19 protein-coding genes are annotated in these 15,874 nt (G+C 41.4%); 11 read left to right on the top strand and 8 right to left on the bottom strand.

Features of this window, described 5'->3' with window-relative positions:
* Nucleotides 1–102: 102 nt before the first annotated feature.
* The 3 genes from CDG77_RS29560 (at nucleotide 103) to CDG77_RS29570 (ending at nucleotide 2,704) form a co-directional block, all read left to right on the top strand.
* A complete protein-coding gene (locus CDG77_RS29560; protein ID WP_094332816.1) occupies nucleotides 103–1,236 on the top strand; it encodes a branched-chain amino acid ABC transporter permease in 1,134 nt (377 codons plus the stop codon).
* Nucleotides 1,226–2,008: an ABC transporter ATP-binding protein gene (locus tag CDG77_RS29565; RefSeq protein WP_094332817.1), complete on the top strand. Its 783-nt coding sequence runs from the start codon at nucleotides 1,226–1,228 to the stop codon at nucleotides 2,006–2,008. Before CDG77_RS29560 ends, CDG77_RS29565 begins: the two co-directional genes overlap by 11 nt.
* A 132-nt stretch (nucleotides 2,009–2,140) precedes the next feature.
* Nucleotides 2,141–2,704 carry a YfbM family protein gene (locus CDG77_RS29570; RefSeq protein ID WP_094332818.1) on the top strand — a complete coding sequence of 188 codons (564 nt, stop codon included), beginning with the start codon at nucleotides 2,141–2,143 and terminating at the stop codon, nucleotides 2,702–2,704.
* Between the two features lie 88 nt (nucleotides 2,705–2,792).
* Here CDG77_RS29570 and CDG77_RS29575 read toward each other — a convergent pair whose 3' ends face one another.
* From CDG77_RS29575 to glpX, 4 genes are all read right to left on the bottom strand, one after another.
* Complete coding sequence (locus tag CDG77_RS29575) at nucleotides 2,793–3,383, bottom strand: Uma2 family endonuclease (RefSeq protein ID WP_094332819.1); 591 nt, start codon at nucleotides 3,381–3,383, stop codon at nucleotides 2,793–2,795.
* 46 nt (nucleotides 3,384–3,429) lie between these two features.
* Complete coding sequence (locus CDG77_RS29580) at nucleotides 3,430–3,990, bottom strand: DUF2087 domain-containing protein (protein ID WP_094332820.1); 561 nt, start codon at nucleotides 3,988–3,990, stop codon at nucleotides 3,430–3,432.
* Nucleotides 3,991–4,092: 102 nt separating this feature from the next.
* A complete protein-coding gene (locus tag CDG77_RS29585; protein WP_094332821.1) occupies nucleotides 4,093–5,379 on the bottom strand; it encodes a glutamyl-tRNA reductase in 1,287 nt (428 codons plus the stop codon).
* 240 nt (nucleotides 5,380–5,619) lie between these two features.
* On the bottom strand, nucleotides 5,620–6,657 hold the full coding sequence (gene glpX, locus CDG77_RS29590; protein WP_094332822.1) for a class II fructose-bisphosphatase: 1,038 nt from the start codon (nucleotides 6,655–6,657) through the stop codon (nucleotides 5,620–5,622).
* A 355-nt stretch (nucleotides 6,658–7,012) separates the two neighbouring features.
* Between glpX and CDG77_RS29595 the strand changes: the two genes are divergently transcribed.
* The 7 genes from CDG77_RS29595 to grxD all read left to right on the top strand — a co-directional run bounded on the left by CDG77_RS29595 (nucleotide 7,013) and on the right by grxD (nucleotide 11,879).
* Nucleotides 7,013–7,585 (top strand): DUF981 family protein, encoded by a 573-nt coding sequence (locus CDG77_RS29595; RefSeq protein WP_094332823.1) that lies wholly within the window; start codon nucleotides 7,013–7,015, stop codon nucleotides 7,583–7,585.
* A gap of 48 nt (nucleotides 7,586–7,633) precedes the next feature.
* Nucleotides 7,634–7,948 carry a glutaredoxin 3 gene (gene grxC, locus CDG77_RS29600; RefSeq protein WP_094332824.1) on the top strand — a complete coding sequence of 105 codons (315 nt, stop codon included), beginning with the start codon at nucleotides 7,634–7,636 and terminating at the stop codon, nucleotides 7,946–7,948.
* A gap of 296 nt (nucleotides 7,949–8,244) precedes the next feature.
* Nucleotides 8,245–8,730 (top strand): tRNA adenosine(34) deaminase TadA, encoded by a 486-nt coding sequence (gene tadA / locus CDG77_RS29605; protein WP_094332825.1) that lies wholly within the window; start codon nucleotides 8,245–8,247, stop codon nucleotides 8,728–8,730.
* A 112-nt stretch (nucleotides 8,731–8,842) separates the two neighbouring features.
* Nucleotides 8,843–9,601 carry a lysophospholipid acyltransferase family protein gene (locus tag CDG77_RS29610; protein ID WP_094332826.1) on the top strand — a complete coding sequence of 253 codons (759 nt, stop codon included), beginning with the start codon at nucleotides 8,843–8,845 and terminating at the stop codon, nucleotides 9,599–9,601.
* A gap of 761 nt (nucleotides 9,602–10,362) precedes the next feature.
* Nucleotides 10,363–10,968: a hypothetical protein gene (locus CDG77_RS29615; protein WP_094332827.1), complete on the top strand. Its 606-nt coding sequence runs from the start codon at nucleotides 10,363–10,365 to the stop codon at nucleotides 10,966–10,968.
* A 240-nt stretch (nucleotides 10,969–11,208) separates the two neighbouring features.
* Nucleotides 11,209–11,466 carry a BolA family protein gene (locus CDG77_RS29620; RefSeq protein ID WP_094332828.1) on the top strand — a complete coding sequence of 86 codons (258 nt, stop codon included), beginning with the start codon at nucleotides 11,209–11,211 and terminating at the stop codon, nucleotides 11,464–11,466.
* An 89-nt stretch (nucleotides 11,467–11,555) separates the two neighbouring features.
* Nucleotides 11,556–11,879, top strand: a complete 324-nt coding sequence (grxD, locus tag CDG77_RS29625) for a Grx4 family monothiol glutaredoxin (RefSeq protein ID WP_094332829.1) — start codon at nucleotides 11,556–11,558, stop codon at nucleotides 11,877–11,879.
* A 316-nt stretch (nucleotides 11,880–12,195) separates the two neighbouring features.
* Here grxD and CDG77_RS29630 read toward each other — a convergent pair whose 3' ends face one another.
* On the bottom strand, nucleotides 12,196–12,444 hold the full coding sequence (locus tag CDG77_RS29630) for a DUF6761 family protein (RefSeq protein WP_094332830.1): 249 nt from the start codon (nucleotides 12,442–12,444) through the stop codon (nucleotides 12,196–12,198).
* Between the two features lie 582 nt (nucleotides 12,445–13,026).
* Here CDG77_RS29630 and CDG77_RS29635 point away from each other — a divergent pair.
* Nucleotides 13,027–13,800 carry a response regulator transcription factor gene (locus CDG77_RS29635; protein WP_094332831.1) on the top strand — a complete coding sequence of 258 codons (774 nt, stop codon included), beginning with the start codon at nucleotides 13,027–13,029 and terminating at the stop codon, nucleotides 13,798–13,800.
* Nucleotides 13,801–13,910: 110 nt separating this feature from the next.
* Here CDG77_RS29635 and CDG77_RS29640 read toward each other — a convergent pair whose 3' ends face one another.
* From CDG77_RS29640 to CDG77_RS29650, 3 genes are all read right to left on the bottom strand, one after another.
* Complete coding sequence (locus tag CDG77_RS29640) at nucleotides 13,911–14,702, bottom strand: ABC transporter ATP-binding protein (RefSeq protein WP_442946447.1); 792 nt, start codon at nucleotides 14,700–14,702, stop codon at nucleotides 13,911–13,913.
* Between the two features lie 40 nt (nucleotides 14,703–14,742).
* Nucleotides 14,743–15,309: a hypothetical protein gene (locus CDG77_RS29645; RefSeq protein WP_094332833.1), complete on the bottom strand. Its 567-nt coding sequence runs from the start codon at nucleotides 15,307–15,309 to the stop codon at nucleotides 14,743–14,745.
* Nucleotides 15,310–15,382: 73 nt separating this feature from the next.
* Complete coding sequence (locus CDG77_RS29650; RefSeq protein WP_094332834.1) at nucleotides 15,383–15,841, bottom strand: DUF4079 domain-containing protein; 459 nt, start codon at nucleotides 15,839–15,841, stop codon at nucleotides 15,383–15,385.
* Between the last annotated feature and the right edge of the window lie 33 nt (nucleotides 15,842–15,874).

The raw sequence follows: 15,874 nt of genomic DNA on the forward strand, positions 1-15,874 counted from the left end.
GAGAAGAACTATTAATTATTGCCCAATTCCCAATTCCCAATTCCCAATGCCCAATTCCCAATTCCCAATTCCCAATTCTTAATTCCCAAATAACTATTTAAAATGGTTGACTATCTAATTTTCTTAGCAATTTCTACAGCACTTTTTGCTCTATTCGGTTTGGGACTCAATTTACAATGGGGCTTTACGGGGTTAATTAACTTTGGTCATATTGCTTTCATGACCCTGGGAGCATATACAACGGTATTGTTAAGCTTAAAGGGCGTACCCCTACTCATATCGGCATTAGCCGGGGCAATTGTCGCCGCCTTGTTGGGTTTGATAATTGGTTTTGCAACTCTACGCTTACGGGAAGATTATCTAGGAATTGTCACTATTGGTACGGGCGAATTAATTCGTTTGGTAGTAAATAATCAGGATTTACCTGTGGGTGATACCTGGATTTCTGGAGCGTTTGGCGTGCAAAGTTATCCCATACCCCTATCCACAGAGCCGAATTTGTTTGTCAAATTAGTGATGATTGGATTGTTAACGCTACTAGCTGCTGTAACTTTTTTTAGCTTGTGGCAATGGATTCGTACCACCCAAATATCTCGGACTACTGATTTAGGCAAAAGGACAACTAGCAAGCAAGAATTTGCGTCGCGCTTGGGTGTGGGAATTGTCTTAGCAGTTTTGGCAGCAGCGATTTATATCTCTGGGGTAATTGGATTGTATAATTACAACCCAAAAGCGGGTTTGATGCTGGTGTTGCTGTTGGTTTTAGCATTTGTATACTGGCGCTTAGAAATTTTGGTGCGATCGCCTTGGGGTAGAATTCTCAAAGCCATCCGCGAAGATGAAGAAATTCCCAAAGCGCTGGGAAAAAATGTCTTTTGGTATAAATTACAATCATTAATGTTAGGGGGTGCGATCGCAGGTATCGCTGGTGCTTTCTTTGCTTGGCAACTGTCCGCCATTTACCCCGATAACTTTCAACCCCAGATTACCTTTGACACTTGGATCATGGTGATTCTAGGCGGTTCTGGTAATAATGTTGGCACAATCTTAGGCGCGGTAATTTTCTTTGCTTACGATGCGCTGACGCGAGAAGTCTTACCCCGAATCGTTCCCCTTGATGAAGCCCGTTTGGGTGCATTTCGGATCGTGGTAATCGGACTAATTTTAATGGTACTGATGATTTGGCGACCTCAAGGTATTCTAGGGAAAAAGGAGGAACTTACCCTTGGTAAATAACCAGTCATTGCCACTTCCCCTTTTGGTAGCCACTGGACTTTCTAAAAGCTTTGGTGGTATCAAAGCTGTTAATGAGGCGAAAATCGAAGTTGCCAAAGGCAGCATCACGGGCTTGATTGGCCCCAATGGTGCTGGTAAAACTACTTTCTTTAATTTACTCTCAAACTTCATCCGCCCAGATCGGGGGCGAGTGATTTTTGACGGCGAACCGATTCACAACTTGCAACCATATCAAATCGCCCAGCAGGGAGTAATCCGCACTTTTCAGGTTGCAAGGACTCTCTCGCGGTTGTCGGTGTTAGAAAATATGCTGCTGGCGGCGCAAAAACAAACGGGTGAAAATTTTTGGCAAGTGCAATTACAGCCCCACGTTGTCGCTAAGGAAGAAAAGCAACTCGAAGAACGGGCAATGTTCCTATTAGAATCAGTGGGTTTAGCAAAAAAAGCACACGATTATGCTGGTTGCTTATCTGGTGGACAACGGAAACTGCTGGAAATGGGACGGGCGTTGATGACTAATCCCAAGTTAATTTTGTTGGATGAACCAGCTGCTGGGGTAAATCCGAAATTGATTGATGATATTTGCGATCGCATTATCACTTGGAACCGTCAAGACGGGATGACCTTTTTGATTATCGAACACAATATGGATGTGATTATGTCCTTGTGCGATCGCGTTTGGGTACTTGCGGAGGGGCAGAATTTGGCTGACGGTACACCCGCAGAAATTCAAAGCAATCCTAAAGTTCTAGAAGCTTATTTGGGAAAATAAAGTGCTATAAACTTTCTGTTTATGCAATGTATTTAGTGATTTGACTTTGGAAAAATAAAAGTAGATGAATACCTTTACTTGTCCAAAGTCAAAGGGAACACTATTAATAGCATTTAGGTTCAACTAAATATTATGGGTATTACAGCTAGCTATAAACGCATTACGCCGCAAAAATTTGCAGAAATTCAGAATGATACTGAAGCAGCAGCATCTTTCTTTAAGCTTAATTTAGATGATTTAGTTTTTGATTTTAGTAATCCACAGGCAATGATTGCCCAACTACAAGAGCAACGAAGCAATAAACGTGACTTCAGCCTTGATGATTGGCACGCACTACATTTTCTTCTCACTGGAGAGTCAAGTTTGGAAGTTGATACCCAAGTATCACCTCCTCTTTGTAATGTCGTTATGGGAGGTACGCCGACACAGTTTGAAGCGAGTTACGGATTTGTACGCTATCTCACACTTGAAGAGGTTCGAGATGTTGCCAATACTTTAAGTCAAATTTCTGTTGAAGAATTGAAGAGTCGATTTAATTCTGCTGTATTTAATGAGGCAGAAATTTACCCAAATCCTAGCCCTGGAGGATGGGACGAAGAGGAGATAGAGCCATTGTTTGAACTATATCCAAAATTGGTAGAGTTTTTTCAGAATGCTGCAAAAGAAGGTGATATTGTTTTGCTCTCATCTGATTAATTTTTTTTAAATTTGGCTCTTGTTAAAATTAAATTGTATACCTCAGTGGAAAACATTAGCGAATCCACTAGCGACATTAAGAATTATTTTAATCTTCGTTATTTTCTGCAAAATTGACTTGCTCATAAAGGTCGCGCAATTCAATTTGAAAATCAATCGTTTGCAGTGATAAAGTTGCAGATTCATGTTCAAGTTCAGTAAATGACCATTGATCTTCCGCAGTTTTTACATACTGCATTACATGATACTGATATTGGTCAATTAAAATATATTCCTTGAATTCTGGAATAGAGCGATAATAAAGAAACTTATCACCTTGGTCATAATTTTTAGTCGATTTAGATAAAACTTCAGCAATTAACATCGGGTTCATAACCGTTGTTGTGCTGGTTCCTGTATAAATAGGTTGTCCCTCAATCACCATCACATCGGGATAGGTATGCTGCCGAGAACGAGGTATCCATAAACGCACATCACCAATATAAACATCATAATTTTTACGCCTTAAAGCAATTTTTAAGGATGCAGCTAAATTCAAAGCAATTTTATTATGATTTGTAGTGCCACCCGTCATCGGTACAATTTCTCCATCACGGTATTCGCTTTTATATTCTGCTTTTTCTTCAATTTCTAAATACTCTTCAGGTGTGTAATGTATTTTTTGTGTTTCTAACTGCATAAATATACGACCTATGATTGTGCGGTTGCTTATTCATCTTTGATATCTATGTTATACGCCAATAAACCCCGTTCTCTCGCTGCATTAACTGGCAAGCAATCAACTCTCGTCGCAAGGTGGCGCAGTCAGGATGGTAGCGTTTGAGAATGTCATTTACTAGGCGTTCAGGGTAGTTGACTCCCACTTCAAACTGGTTTGCTAACCACTTGAGAATAACTAGACGCTTTTTGCGACTAGCAGGAATTTCTTTGAGAGATTCACCCTCAAAATAGTTTTTCAACACTTTGCTTTCCCAAGCTTCAGTATCGACATTCTCAATCAAAGATGCTATTTTCTCAGGTGTAAAAATTTCCTTGCTAATGCTTTGCAAAGCCTCGCTATCCAATTGATACAGACGGCTATTACCCTCCGGGCGCATTGTCACCAAATTTAGCTCCTTAAGTTTCGCTAAATGATGGGATACTGTCGGTTCCTTAAGTTGCAGTAGCACCGCTAATTCTTCGACGCTGCACTCCTGATTCGCCAGGATACCTACAATTTTTAATCGACTATCATCCGCTAATGCCTTGAAAAAGCGCAGTAAGATGTTAAATTGCTCTGGTTGCATAACTAACTTCTAATTAGACACATATCTAATTAGAAGTATATCTAATCTAAAAGCTAAAAATCCCCGACTTCTTTAGAAAAATCGGGGATTTTTTTGTCCAATTTAACTAAACTGCTCACCTGCATCTAGGTTGAACAGCATTTGCAAAGTTTGCATACAGCGCCGTCTAGCTTCCACATCTTGCTGCGATCGCAATTGCACCATCGGATCGTGTAAAATTTTATTGACAATTCCCCGTGTTAATGCTTCAATCACTTCTTGATGTTTGTCGGCAAATTCCGAACCCAATCTTGACAAAGCTTTTTCTAACTCTTGTTCGCGGATGGTTTCGACTTTATTTCGCAGACAGCTAATGGTGGTAACAGTTTCTAAACTGCGCCACCAAATATCAAAAGCTTCCACTTCTTCTTCTAAAAGTTTCTCTGCTTCTTGTGCAATCTTGCGACGGCTTTCGTAGTTTTGCGCTACTACAGCCTTCAAATCATCCACATTAAACGCTTGCACATTTTCCAATTCATTCACATCCGCATGAACATTACGCGGCACAGAAATATCAAATAACATTAGAGAGCGCTGAACTTCTAAAACCATTTCCAACTTTGCCCGATCGAGTATTGGCTCTGTTGCCGAAGTACTTGTAAACACCAAATCGCTATCGGCAATTACAGTCATCATTTCCGATAGCGGATGAATTTGGATTTGTTGTTGGGGGAACAGCTTTGCTAATTCTTGGGCGCGATCGCGAGAGCGATTTACAATACTAATTTCCACAGCACCTTTAGAAATTAGGTGTTGCACCAGCAGCCGCGACATTTTACCAGCACCCAGAATTACCACTCGACAAGCAGCTAAATTTGCCACTTTTATCTGTGCTAACTCCACAGCCGCTGAACTAATAGAGACAGCGCCAGTACCAATACTAGTTTCAGTCCTAACCCGCTTACCAGCTGTCAACGCTTGTTTAAATAATCGATTCAAAATGGTTTTTATACCACTATATTGCTGTCCCAATTTGTGAGTAGTTTTCACCTGAGCCAGAATTTGACCTTCTCCGAGTACCAGACTATCTAAACCACCTGCTACTCGCATGACGTGCATCACTGCATCATCATGTAGCAACATAAATAAATGTTGTCGTAGAGAAATAACGGGTAATTTACTATATTCTGCAAGAAACTGAGTTATTTCTCGGATACCTTGGTCTGCTTCACTGGTAACAATGTAGATTTCTAGACGGTTACAAGTGCTAAGAATTGCAACTTCGTCAATATGGGGATAGCTGGCGAGTTGAGCGATCGCACTTTCAATCTGTGGTTCTGGAATGCTCAGTTTTTCCCGGACTTCTACTGGGGCTGTTTTATGGCTTAACCCCACCACTGCTATATTCATTTGCTAAATCGTAGTTACTAGTTGGTAGTTGAAAATAGAGCATTGAGTCAGAATAGGGAATGGGGAATTTTTGTTTATTGGTTGATAGTTTTTTCAATCAATAAACAATAACTAATCACTAAATACTAACTACTAACTAGTGTAAGGATGAAGCATTCTGGCAACTATTTTTCTATTTTATAGAAAGATTTATTTCCAAATGCTTTACCCCTAATTTTCTCATTCCCCATTCCCTAAAAATTAGTTTAATTGGAGAGTCTTAGGTTCACCAAACATGTGAATTGTATCAACAAATCGAGCAGTTTTAGACTGGTTGGAAATTACCAAGCTTTGAGTTCTAGCTCCGCCGTTGAAGAAACGTACACCATTCATCAGATTACCACTGGTAATGCCGCAAGCAGCGAACAGAACAGTTTCACCAGATGCTAGTTCGTGAGCATCATAGACCTTATCGGGGTCATTGATATTCATAGACGTTAAACGCTCAATATTAGCTTCTCTGCTTTCTCCAATCAGACCTGTTTTGACTACTGCCGGATCGTAAATCAATTGACCTTGGAAGTGTCCGCCCAAAGCACGCATTGCAGCTGCCGAGATTACACCTTCAGGAGCCGCACCGATACCCATCAGCGCGTGGATATTAGTTCCAGCAAAACCACAGCTGATAGCTGCACCCACATCACCGTCTGAAATTAGGGCGACTCTCGCTCCAGCCTCACGGATTTCTTTAATTAAATCGTTGTGGCGTTCGCGCTTCATGACCACGACCACGAGTTCTTCAATAGAGCGCTCTAGACACTCAGAGAGGATTTTGAGGTTTTCTGTTGCTGACTTGTTGATGTCTACCTTGCCCTTAGCTGCGGGAGGTGCTGCTAACTTCTTCATGTAAAAGTCAGGAGCAGCAAATAATCCACCCTTTTCAGAAATTGCCAAGACAGCCATCGAACCAGGTTGGCCATAAGCTACCAAGTTCGTGCCTTCACAGGGGTCAACTGCGATATCGATTTCGATTAATTCATCAGGGTTACACAAGCTACTAGCATTTGGTTGGGTACAGATACCAACTTCTTCGCCGATGTATAACATCGGCGCGTCGTCGCGTTCGCCTTCCCCAATTACAATGCGACCGCGCATATAGATTTTATTCATCCGCTCCCGCATAGCTTCCACAGCTACCTGGTCAGCGATGTTTTTTTCGCCTTTACCCATCCACTTTGCGGATGCGATCGCGGCTTGCTCTACCACTTCAATAATCTCTAACCCAAGTGTATTTTCCACAGAGTCTGCCCTCTCAACTGCTTGAATTTCTGTCGCTTTATCTGGCTATTTCAGTCTTCAAGTCTACCAAAGGGCGGATACACGTGGAAGAAAGTTAAGTTTTACTGCTAACTCGTTAGAAAAGTACCATTTAGCACATCCTGATTTTTGACTCAATATTATTTCAGTATAAAACGCGTTCAAAACTAACTAAGTTAAAAACTGGCATAAATGGGTAGCAATATATATCTAGAACATTACTTTTCTTCAGTATCTATCTTCAGGTATAAAGTAATAAATAAAAAAGCTGATAAATTCACTAAAAACTGAAAAATGAGGCGGAGAGTAAATAGCTTGTCAAATTAAGAGGTTAATCGTGTTTATCGACTACATCACATTAATGTTAATTAATATGGTAGCTGGGCTATTTTTACTAGCTGACTATGTGTATCGTGGTATAGATAGTTATAATCAAAGACCGTGGATTCCTGGATTTGGAATTACAGGTGCGATCGCACTCACAACTGGTTTACACATGAGTTTCACCTGGCCAATCGCTGGTAGCTTTAATATTGCCTTTGGCGAGACAAGCGTTTTATTTGGAATCTTGTTTGTTGCGGCTGCGGTTTCACTTGCTCAAGGTTGGGATTTATTGACAATAGCAGTTTACGGCTTCTTTGCTGGCATAGTTGCGATCGTAGTGGGTATCCGCATCATCAACTTGAATTTGACAAAGCAGCCGCTTTTATCGGGAATCGGCTTTATTTTAACTGGCTTAGGTGGTATTTTTGCAGCGCCAACTCTCTATTGGAAAACTAACCGAACTTGGCGGCTAATTGGCGTAGCAGTGCTGATAGTAGCCGCTCTAATTTGGGCATTGACAGGATATTTGTCTTACTGGAATCATTTAGAGAGTTTCCAAAAGTGGGTTCCAGCACCGATGCGGTAAGCAACGATCTAGGCTAGAGATATAGTTAAGATTTTGTTTTGCGAAAATATGCTGGACTTTCTTAATCCCCTATTAAATCGTCATCCAGAGCGAGTCAAAGCCAACGTCGAACTTTATACGTGGCAAACTTGTCCTTACTGCATTCGTGCCAAAATGCTCCTATGGTGGAAAGGTGTAAATTTTACTGAATATAAAATCGACGGTAACGAAGCAGCCAGAGCTAAAATGGCAGAACGTGCTAACGGACGACGCAGTGTACCACAAATTTTCATTAATAACCAGCACATTGGCGGCTGCGATGACCTCTATCAGCTAAACACACAAAGCCAACTCGATCTCCTTTTAGCCCAAGCCGCTATTTAGAAATCAAATTAACGCTCTTCTATGACTCTGGAAAGAGAATAATCCAAGCGATTAGAAATCGCGGCTATACAAACTCTCGTCCGCCTGTGCGAACTAACGCCAAAATAGGGTTTCAAATTTAATCTGACGAGAGTAATAAAAGAGCGTTAACCCTAACTATTTAGCCCCAGATTTCTAGTCTGCGGGCTACATACTTTTTCTTTCTTGTAAAATGTGTGACTTACCCGCTCAAAGGCTTACAAGACGCGCACCTTAGAAAATGTGTTGAATTTTGAAATTTTTATGTTGATAAGAATATGCAAACTAAATACACAGAATATCTTATACATCAACAATGGATGAGTTGTGCCTTAAAATTAGCAAAATCAGCCGGTGATGCAGGTGAAGTTCCTGTCGGTGCTGTTATTATTGATTCAACAGGCAAATTGCTAGCACAAGGAGAAAATAGAAAAGAGCGCGACAAAGACCCTACCGCCCATGCGGAAATTCTCGCTCTCAAGACAGCTGCAACAACTTTACAAAATTGGCATCTCAATGAATGCACCCTCTACGTAACTCTTGAACCGTGTCCAATGTGTGCAGGTGCTATTTTGCAAGCGCGTCTAGGACAACTTGTATATGGAGTAGACGATACAAAAACTGGCGCAATTCGTACAGTTATTAACATACCCGATAGTGCTGCTTCTAATCACCGTCTCCAGGTCATTGGAGGCATTCTAGAGTCAGCTTGTCGTCAACAATTACAGGCTTGGTTTGCTACTAGGCGGCGTAGTGTAAACTAACGGACAGAGGTAAAACTGTCCATATAGCACAAGACAAGTCACGCAAGAGAATCTACGGTGTAACTAATCAAGCTTTTTGTTAAATTTTACCCGTCAATCAGCTGCATCCGTCATGATTGAATTTCACTCTTCATCCGATCCCTGCCAGCATACACCAGCAAATCATCCGGTGGCTGTTACTACCTCAAGGGTTTCTCCTTGGTTAAGTCCTCTGGCACATTTATTAGGCCGTCACTGCCTATTACCATTATTCTTTGGACAAATTAGAATAACCGGACAAAAAAATATCCCTACAACTGGGCCTGCGATCCTCGCGCCTACTCATCGGGCGCGTTGGGATGCATTGCTCGTACCTTACGCTACTGCTAATTGTCGCAGAGAACAAGACCTGCGGTTTATGGTGACTATTGACGAATGCCAAGGTTTGCAAGGCTGGTTTGTCAAACGTTTGGGGGGATTTCCTGTAAATTCTAAGCATCCGTCAATTCGCACACTGCGACATGGAGTTGAGCTACTTCAGCAGAAAAAAACTGTGGTTATCTTTCCAGAAGGTAATATTTTTCGTGATGGGCAAGTTCACCAGTTGAAACCGGGAATTGCTCGTCTTGCTTTGAGTGCTGAATCTAGTCATTCTGGGTTGGGAGTGAAAATTATACCTATAGGCATTAATTACAGCCAACCTTATCCAAGTTGGGGTACAGATGTGAGTATTGACATTGGCTCTCCAATCAGGGTAGAGGATTACATGAGTGGCTGTATAAAACAAGATGCCAAAAGCATCACAAATGATTTAGGAAAGGCACTGCAACAATTAAGCCATCAAGAAAGAAAAATTACTAATCACGCATTTGCAGAAATTACTAATTCTTGATCTCATTAAACGGTAATAGTCCTAAGACTGGCTCTTAACCATTGACCGTGCATAATGAATAAACTGCACGTTTTTAAGGTTTGACACTAATTGCTAATTGCTATATCCATCCTGAATTAAATCACCAAAAATTTAGTGCTATTTTGCAACCGTTGGGAATGTATACATATATAGATTACCCTCTATTCACAAGACAACCAGCCAAATTGGCATTTTTTTGAGCAAATAGCTAACGGTTATCTGCAAACTACTGAATTGCTTGATAAGAAATATTCTTACTTACTTCAGTTATAGGACTCCTATTTGATTTTTGAACAAAATTAGGTATTGTAGGGGAGCCAGTGCGTTGCGGAGGTTCCCTCCGTTGTAGTAGCAACTGGCGTTGTGTTAGAACGAAGTTCATAACGCACTATTAGGGTTTGGTGCGTTAGCGACAGCGTAACGCACCCTACGGATCTTTTCAAAAATCAAATAGTAATCCTATAGATAGTTGCAAGTCGATTGCTAGTAAACCGATGAGAAAGCACAATCAGAAAAATTAACGCGTCAACCCAGTCTATCGTAGCGATCGCTCATCATGAGGATTTAAGTTAGTTACTATACAAGGGTATACAAGGGCAATGGGAACTCTATTAAAGCAATTTTCAGTCCTAAATCAGAGATACTTAGGATGTGTCTTTACTTTGTCCAAGACCAAAACAGAGTTAAGATACCCGAAGTTTCCATAACTTTTTATATAGTTGTCGCACTAATTGATTCCCATGAACACTGCTGCCGCTGTTACCTTGATGCACCGTACCGTTTTATCAGTCATAGCAGTCCTCAGCCTGCTATCACCTGTGAATGCTCAGGTATCACAGTCACCAGGCACTAATAGCCCACAACCCATTGATCCCAACGATCCCAATAACCTGCGTCCTATAACCCAAAGTAACAGCCTTTTGAGCATTGAAGGTGGCGATCGCTTAGTCAAAGAGGCAGACCAAGCCGTTTCTGCTCAAAACTATCCTTTAGCTGCTAAGAAACTACAAGAAGCACGTCAGGTTTATAATCAGCTATCTAATTTTTATCAAGAGTTAAATTCTAGCTTTTCGGGAATTGACAATAGAGTTTCTGATTCTCAGCGCCAAAAAGCTCTATTAACAGCCCAAAAGCGAGATGAAGCTACCTTTCAACTAGCATTAGTACATCGGGCACAAAATCAGCCAGAATTAGCTGTACCATTATTGGTTCAAATAATTAAAAGTCAAAACCCGACACGGGATTTAGGCAAAAAAGCCTATAAACAGTTATTTGAGTTGGGTTTTGTTGATTCTCCCTATCCCAGAGAAGGTGGTAGTTCGTCTTCCTCATCCCCAAAAAAATAAATTAAATTGGGGTTGCCTGTTTTTTCTGAACACCCATATCTTTCAAATCCTTCTCAAGGAGAGCAGCACCTTGGAACGCCCCAGTGCTAGGATGGAATTATCTGCCATTCAACCCAGCCTTCTCAAATTAATCCACCTCAGAGGCATATTTATCCCCAGCCCTGCCAAAACCTGAAGTTGGAACAGGCATTTGCCTTATATCTGTTAATAATAGAAAAGTAAGTTTTTTCAGGAATAGCGATGATTAGTCCGCAGCAGGTTGAGGCAATGATCAAGGCGGAACTGCCAGACGCTCAAGTTCAGGTGCAAGACTTGACTGGTGGCGGCGACCACTATCAAGTGACAGTAGTTTCATCGCACTTTGCAGGTAAAGGACTAGTGCAACAGCACCAGTTAGTTTATGGTGCGTTGGGTCAAGCTATGTCAACTGAAGCAATTCATGCTTTGGCAGTAAAAACATATACTCCCGAAGCTTGGCAAGCAACACCAGCTTCGTAAATATAGAGTTAGGAATTAGGAGTTAGGAGTGATTGATTTTTAACTCCTCACTCGTCATCATCGAATGCAACATAGGAAACACAATTACCATGACACCAGAACTCAAAGAAAAAATTGATAACTTGCTACAAGAGAACAAGATTTTAGTTTTCATGAAGGGAAACAAGTTAATGCCCCAATGTGGTTTCTCCAACAACGTTGTGCAGATTCTCAATACCTTGGGAGTTCCCTTCGAGACGGTTGATGTTCTATCAGACTCTGAAATCCGTCAGGGAATTAAAGAATACTCTAACTGGCCGACAATTCCCCAAGTGTATATCAATGGTGAATTCCTTGGCGGTTCTGACATCTTGATTGAACTGTACCAAAAAGGTGAATTGCAACAAAAGGTAGAAGTAGCACTAGCTTCCTAATCTCTCTTTACGCAATCAAGGCAATATGCCGTTTTAATTTCCTTGAAAGGGGAGAGAAATAATATCTCCTCTTTCAAGGTTTTTTAATAGGTTGCGGACAAAATACTTTATCTATGTTTATGCTGGCTTGATTTTATAGCTAATCAACAATCCCCTCAGTCACATTGGCAAAACCAATATAGGCTGAGGGGATGCGTTTAATCAATACAATATCTCCAAAATCTCACACCACGGCGAAGCATTGACCAATACAGATAATATGCTATAATCATCTGCGGTAATCAACGTTTACTATCAATGACCAAGTAAATGGTACTTAGTAGTAATCGGGTTGGGGCTGTGGTTGCGGCACTGCAAAATTTGATCCATCGTACAAGAAGCGGCTGGCCTCCTCTTCTAGACGATGAATCAGATAAGGTTCAATGACGTTACTTTGTCGCAATGCGGCTAGATATCCATCCAAATACATCCGCATGTCATCCGTGCGATAACCGCGATTCCATAACTCGGCGAAGGCGTCGGTGAGTCTTTGGTAATAGCGGATGGTTTGTGTGTCTTGGAGCATAACTGCTGTATTAATCTCTTGGAATGAGAATTGTAAATGATTCACGCTCAAAAGTGAAGTGTAATTTCACTTTGACATCAACTCAAAGTCAACACATCTACTTTGGGTAGTACCCTCATAGCAGCTACACGCTACTTTAATCCTATTCCAGAAAACATTGATTCTGGTTTCCTGGTAAATTATTTTTCTGATTTTCATAGTCCATAGCCCAATTGTATTGGTGTTATGTTCTTGGATATAGGCACTAATTTTTGCGAAAAATCTACTTTGACCATCAGGTTAAAAAGCTGTTGCATTAACTCTTAACTGATTGAATTATTAGATATTTGCCACATTACACCATGTAAAAGCAGAATGTTAAGCTGAAAGAATTTTTCATAAGTATAACAACACTGCTGAAAGATTTAATAAAAATTTAATAATATTTCTAATTGCCTTCCGGCAAGGCATAAATTAAAGATATTGCTACGCTTCTTATGAGGAAATGTAAAGCTAATAGCAATTGAAGTAACAAAGGCTACAAAACCTTAGTGACGGGCTTGTTACTTTGAAAGTCATCAGACGCTAAGGGGTCTTGCCGCTGTGGGTTCGGTTTGTATAGAAATCATTGAGGGGAATCCCCATCTGAGGTCGTTGTTGGGTTGGCACTTGCAACAGCTGGAATACCGCGTGCATCAAGCTGCCAGTATTTATCAAGCAAGGGAAGTATTTTTAAGCCATCAACCAACACTGGTAGTATTAGATGCAGACTTGCCTGATGGCGATGGCATTGAATTTTGTCGTTGGTTGCATCGTCAGGAGCAGCCTCTAATCCTAATGCTATCTGCCCGTAATAGTGAAGGTGATATTGTGGCAGGTTTAAAGGCGGGTGCAGATGATTATTTGAGCAAACCTTTTGGGATGCAAGAGTTTTTAGCACGGGTAGAGTCGCTGATTCGTCGGAAACGCACACCTACTGCACCAGCTTATTTGGATTATGGCACTTTGCAAATCGATTTAGTTCAGCGCCGTGTCCGCTTTCAGGGGGAGTTTATCGATTTAACGCCTCAAGAATTCAGTTTGCTGTACGTTTTGGCACAAGCTGGGGGAGTACCTCTGAGTAGGTCGGAATTGCTGCGTCGTGCTTGGCCTGACGCTATCGATAACCCTCGTACCATTGATACTCACGTTTTATCGCTGCGGAAAAAGGTGGAACTTGACCCTCGTCAACCGAACTTGATTCAAACTATCCGCAATGTAGGATACCGTTTTAACATGGAAATTTTGAATACCAATATTTCACAATCACAAACAACAAAGTTAGCTAGAGAAAGATTTAATAATCAACGTTCAACACTTAGTAGTAGTCAAGTTTAATTGGGAATTGGGCATTGGGCATTGGGAATTGGGAATTGGGAATTGGGGAGTTAAGATAACAATTCTTGACTTCTGTCTTCTGACCAATTCAAAATCTAAGAATCCAAAATCTAAAATCCAAAATCGTCTTGAGTTTCTGCTTTAATTAGGCTTTCTCGTAATTCAAGCCAGTTTATTTCAGAGACTGTTTGATTTGCGGATAAACGACCTTGTTGTAGGTGTAATAACCTAGTGCAAAACATCTGGGCAAGTTCCAGTTGGTGATTTACCATCAGAATCGTGGTTTGATGAGTTTGACTCAACTGGGTTAAGACTTGCATTAGATGAGATGCTGTACCTGCATCAAGGGCAGAGGTTGGCTCATCTAATAATAATATTTTAGGTTGGATGAGTAAGGCACGAGCGATCGCTACTAGTTGTCGTTGTCCCGCAGAAAGTTGTACCTCAGTTCGCCCTAACCATTCATTGGGAATATGCAGTTGTTCTGTCCAATAACTGATTCGTTCCTGAATTGTCTGTTTGGGCAAACCACGCAAAACTAAAGGATAAGCCAAGGCTTGTTGAACTGTCATCCCCAACAGCTTTGATTCTTGCAATACAAGTACAACCATCTGGCGTAACTCGATGACAGGAATTTGGCGATATTCTTGATTTTCTAGATAGATTTTGCCACTAGTGGGTTCAATTAGGCGGTTGAGGAGACGTAATAACGAAGTTTTCCCAGCGCCTACTGGCCCTACAATGGCAATGCGTTCGCCGCAGGCGTTGGCGGAGCCATCGCCCTGAAATACTTCCAAGTCAATATCCTGCAATATGGGATACCCTTGCTGATTCCCAGGAAGTTGGGTTTTCAGCTTTGTAAACAGATTAACTTGCTCTAGCCTGAGTGTTGCCTTATTCAAGGGGAGTGAGGAGATAGGGAGAAATAACCAATGCTCAATTTTAAGTTAATTGTGCAGTAGTTAAAGCTGTAGCGATCGCCCAGCCATCGACCAATAGTAGCAGCAGTGTCAATACTAGTAAAATCAGATACATCCACGGCTGTGCTAAAGGACGAACATCTGTAGTATCAATACCCGTCTTTGCTTGGACAATTTGCACGAAACGGACAAATCCAGATACACGCATTGGTAGTAAATAAGCTTTCCCATCGTGGCTGAGGAAGTAATAAACTAACCCTCCTTGACCAGTGGTGCGGGGTTTTAACTCTTTTACCTCTGACCAAGGTAAAAACCAGCCTTTACGGAAAAAGCGAGGAACCCAGGCGGGGTAAGTAACCTGAATTCCCTGGTCATCTACTATTACTTGTTCAGTCAATACTGCATACAAGGCAACTAAGCCAATGCCAATCCCTATCCACAATAATATTGGAGGTACGGGTGCGGCTGTTACCTGCGATAAAAAGGGTAATGGGACTGTGAGTGCTACGTATAGACTTAGTAACGTTATCCGAATCAAAGGAGACAAACGAAAGACAGAAGCTGATATATTGGCTGAATTTTCTGTCACGGCTCAATTACAATGCTTTTCTTCATTGTAAGGTAGGTCTATGTCTTAGCTGGACTGTTCAATTCGTAATTCTTTAGGGTAAATACTTTTGTACTACAATCCAACCAGTAAGGGACACCCAGGCAAATCCTACAAATAGAATAATATTTACGCCGATGTGTAAGGGTCTAGCCCAAGGTCGTCTAGCACTAATTTGCGTGGCACTGAAAGCAGACAGTAAAACTAATGCTACCACTATCAATCCAGATGCCAAGTGTGAGGAGTGACCTAAAGAACCAAAGTGTCCTAAAGTGCCAACAATCCCGATCGCTAGCAATAGTAGCACTAAACTTACCATACTGATGCCCATTAGATAGTGGAGCGATCGCACCTCTCTATTTCCGCCCAGAAATGGCGTAAAAGGAAATTGCTGCGAAGTTCTCGCCCGAAACATCCAAACGCCGGTCACTGCTAACATCAGATATGCCAGCAGGGATAAACCCATCGACCAGGCGGCTATTTTCCACAACCAAAGAAATGAAGGCAGATTCATAAGAATGATTGTAGATGAGAGTGGGGATTGGGG

Origin of the sequence: Nostoc sp. 'Peltigera membranacea cyanobiont' 213, assembly GCF_002245975.1 — a bacterium.
GTDB lineage: Bacteria > Cyanobacteriota > Cyanobacteriia > Cyanobacteriales > Nostocaceae > Nostoc.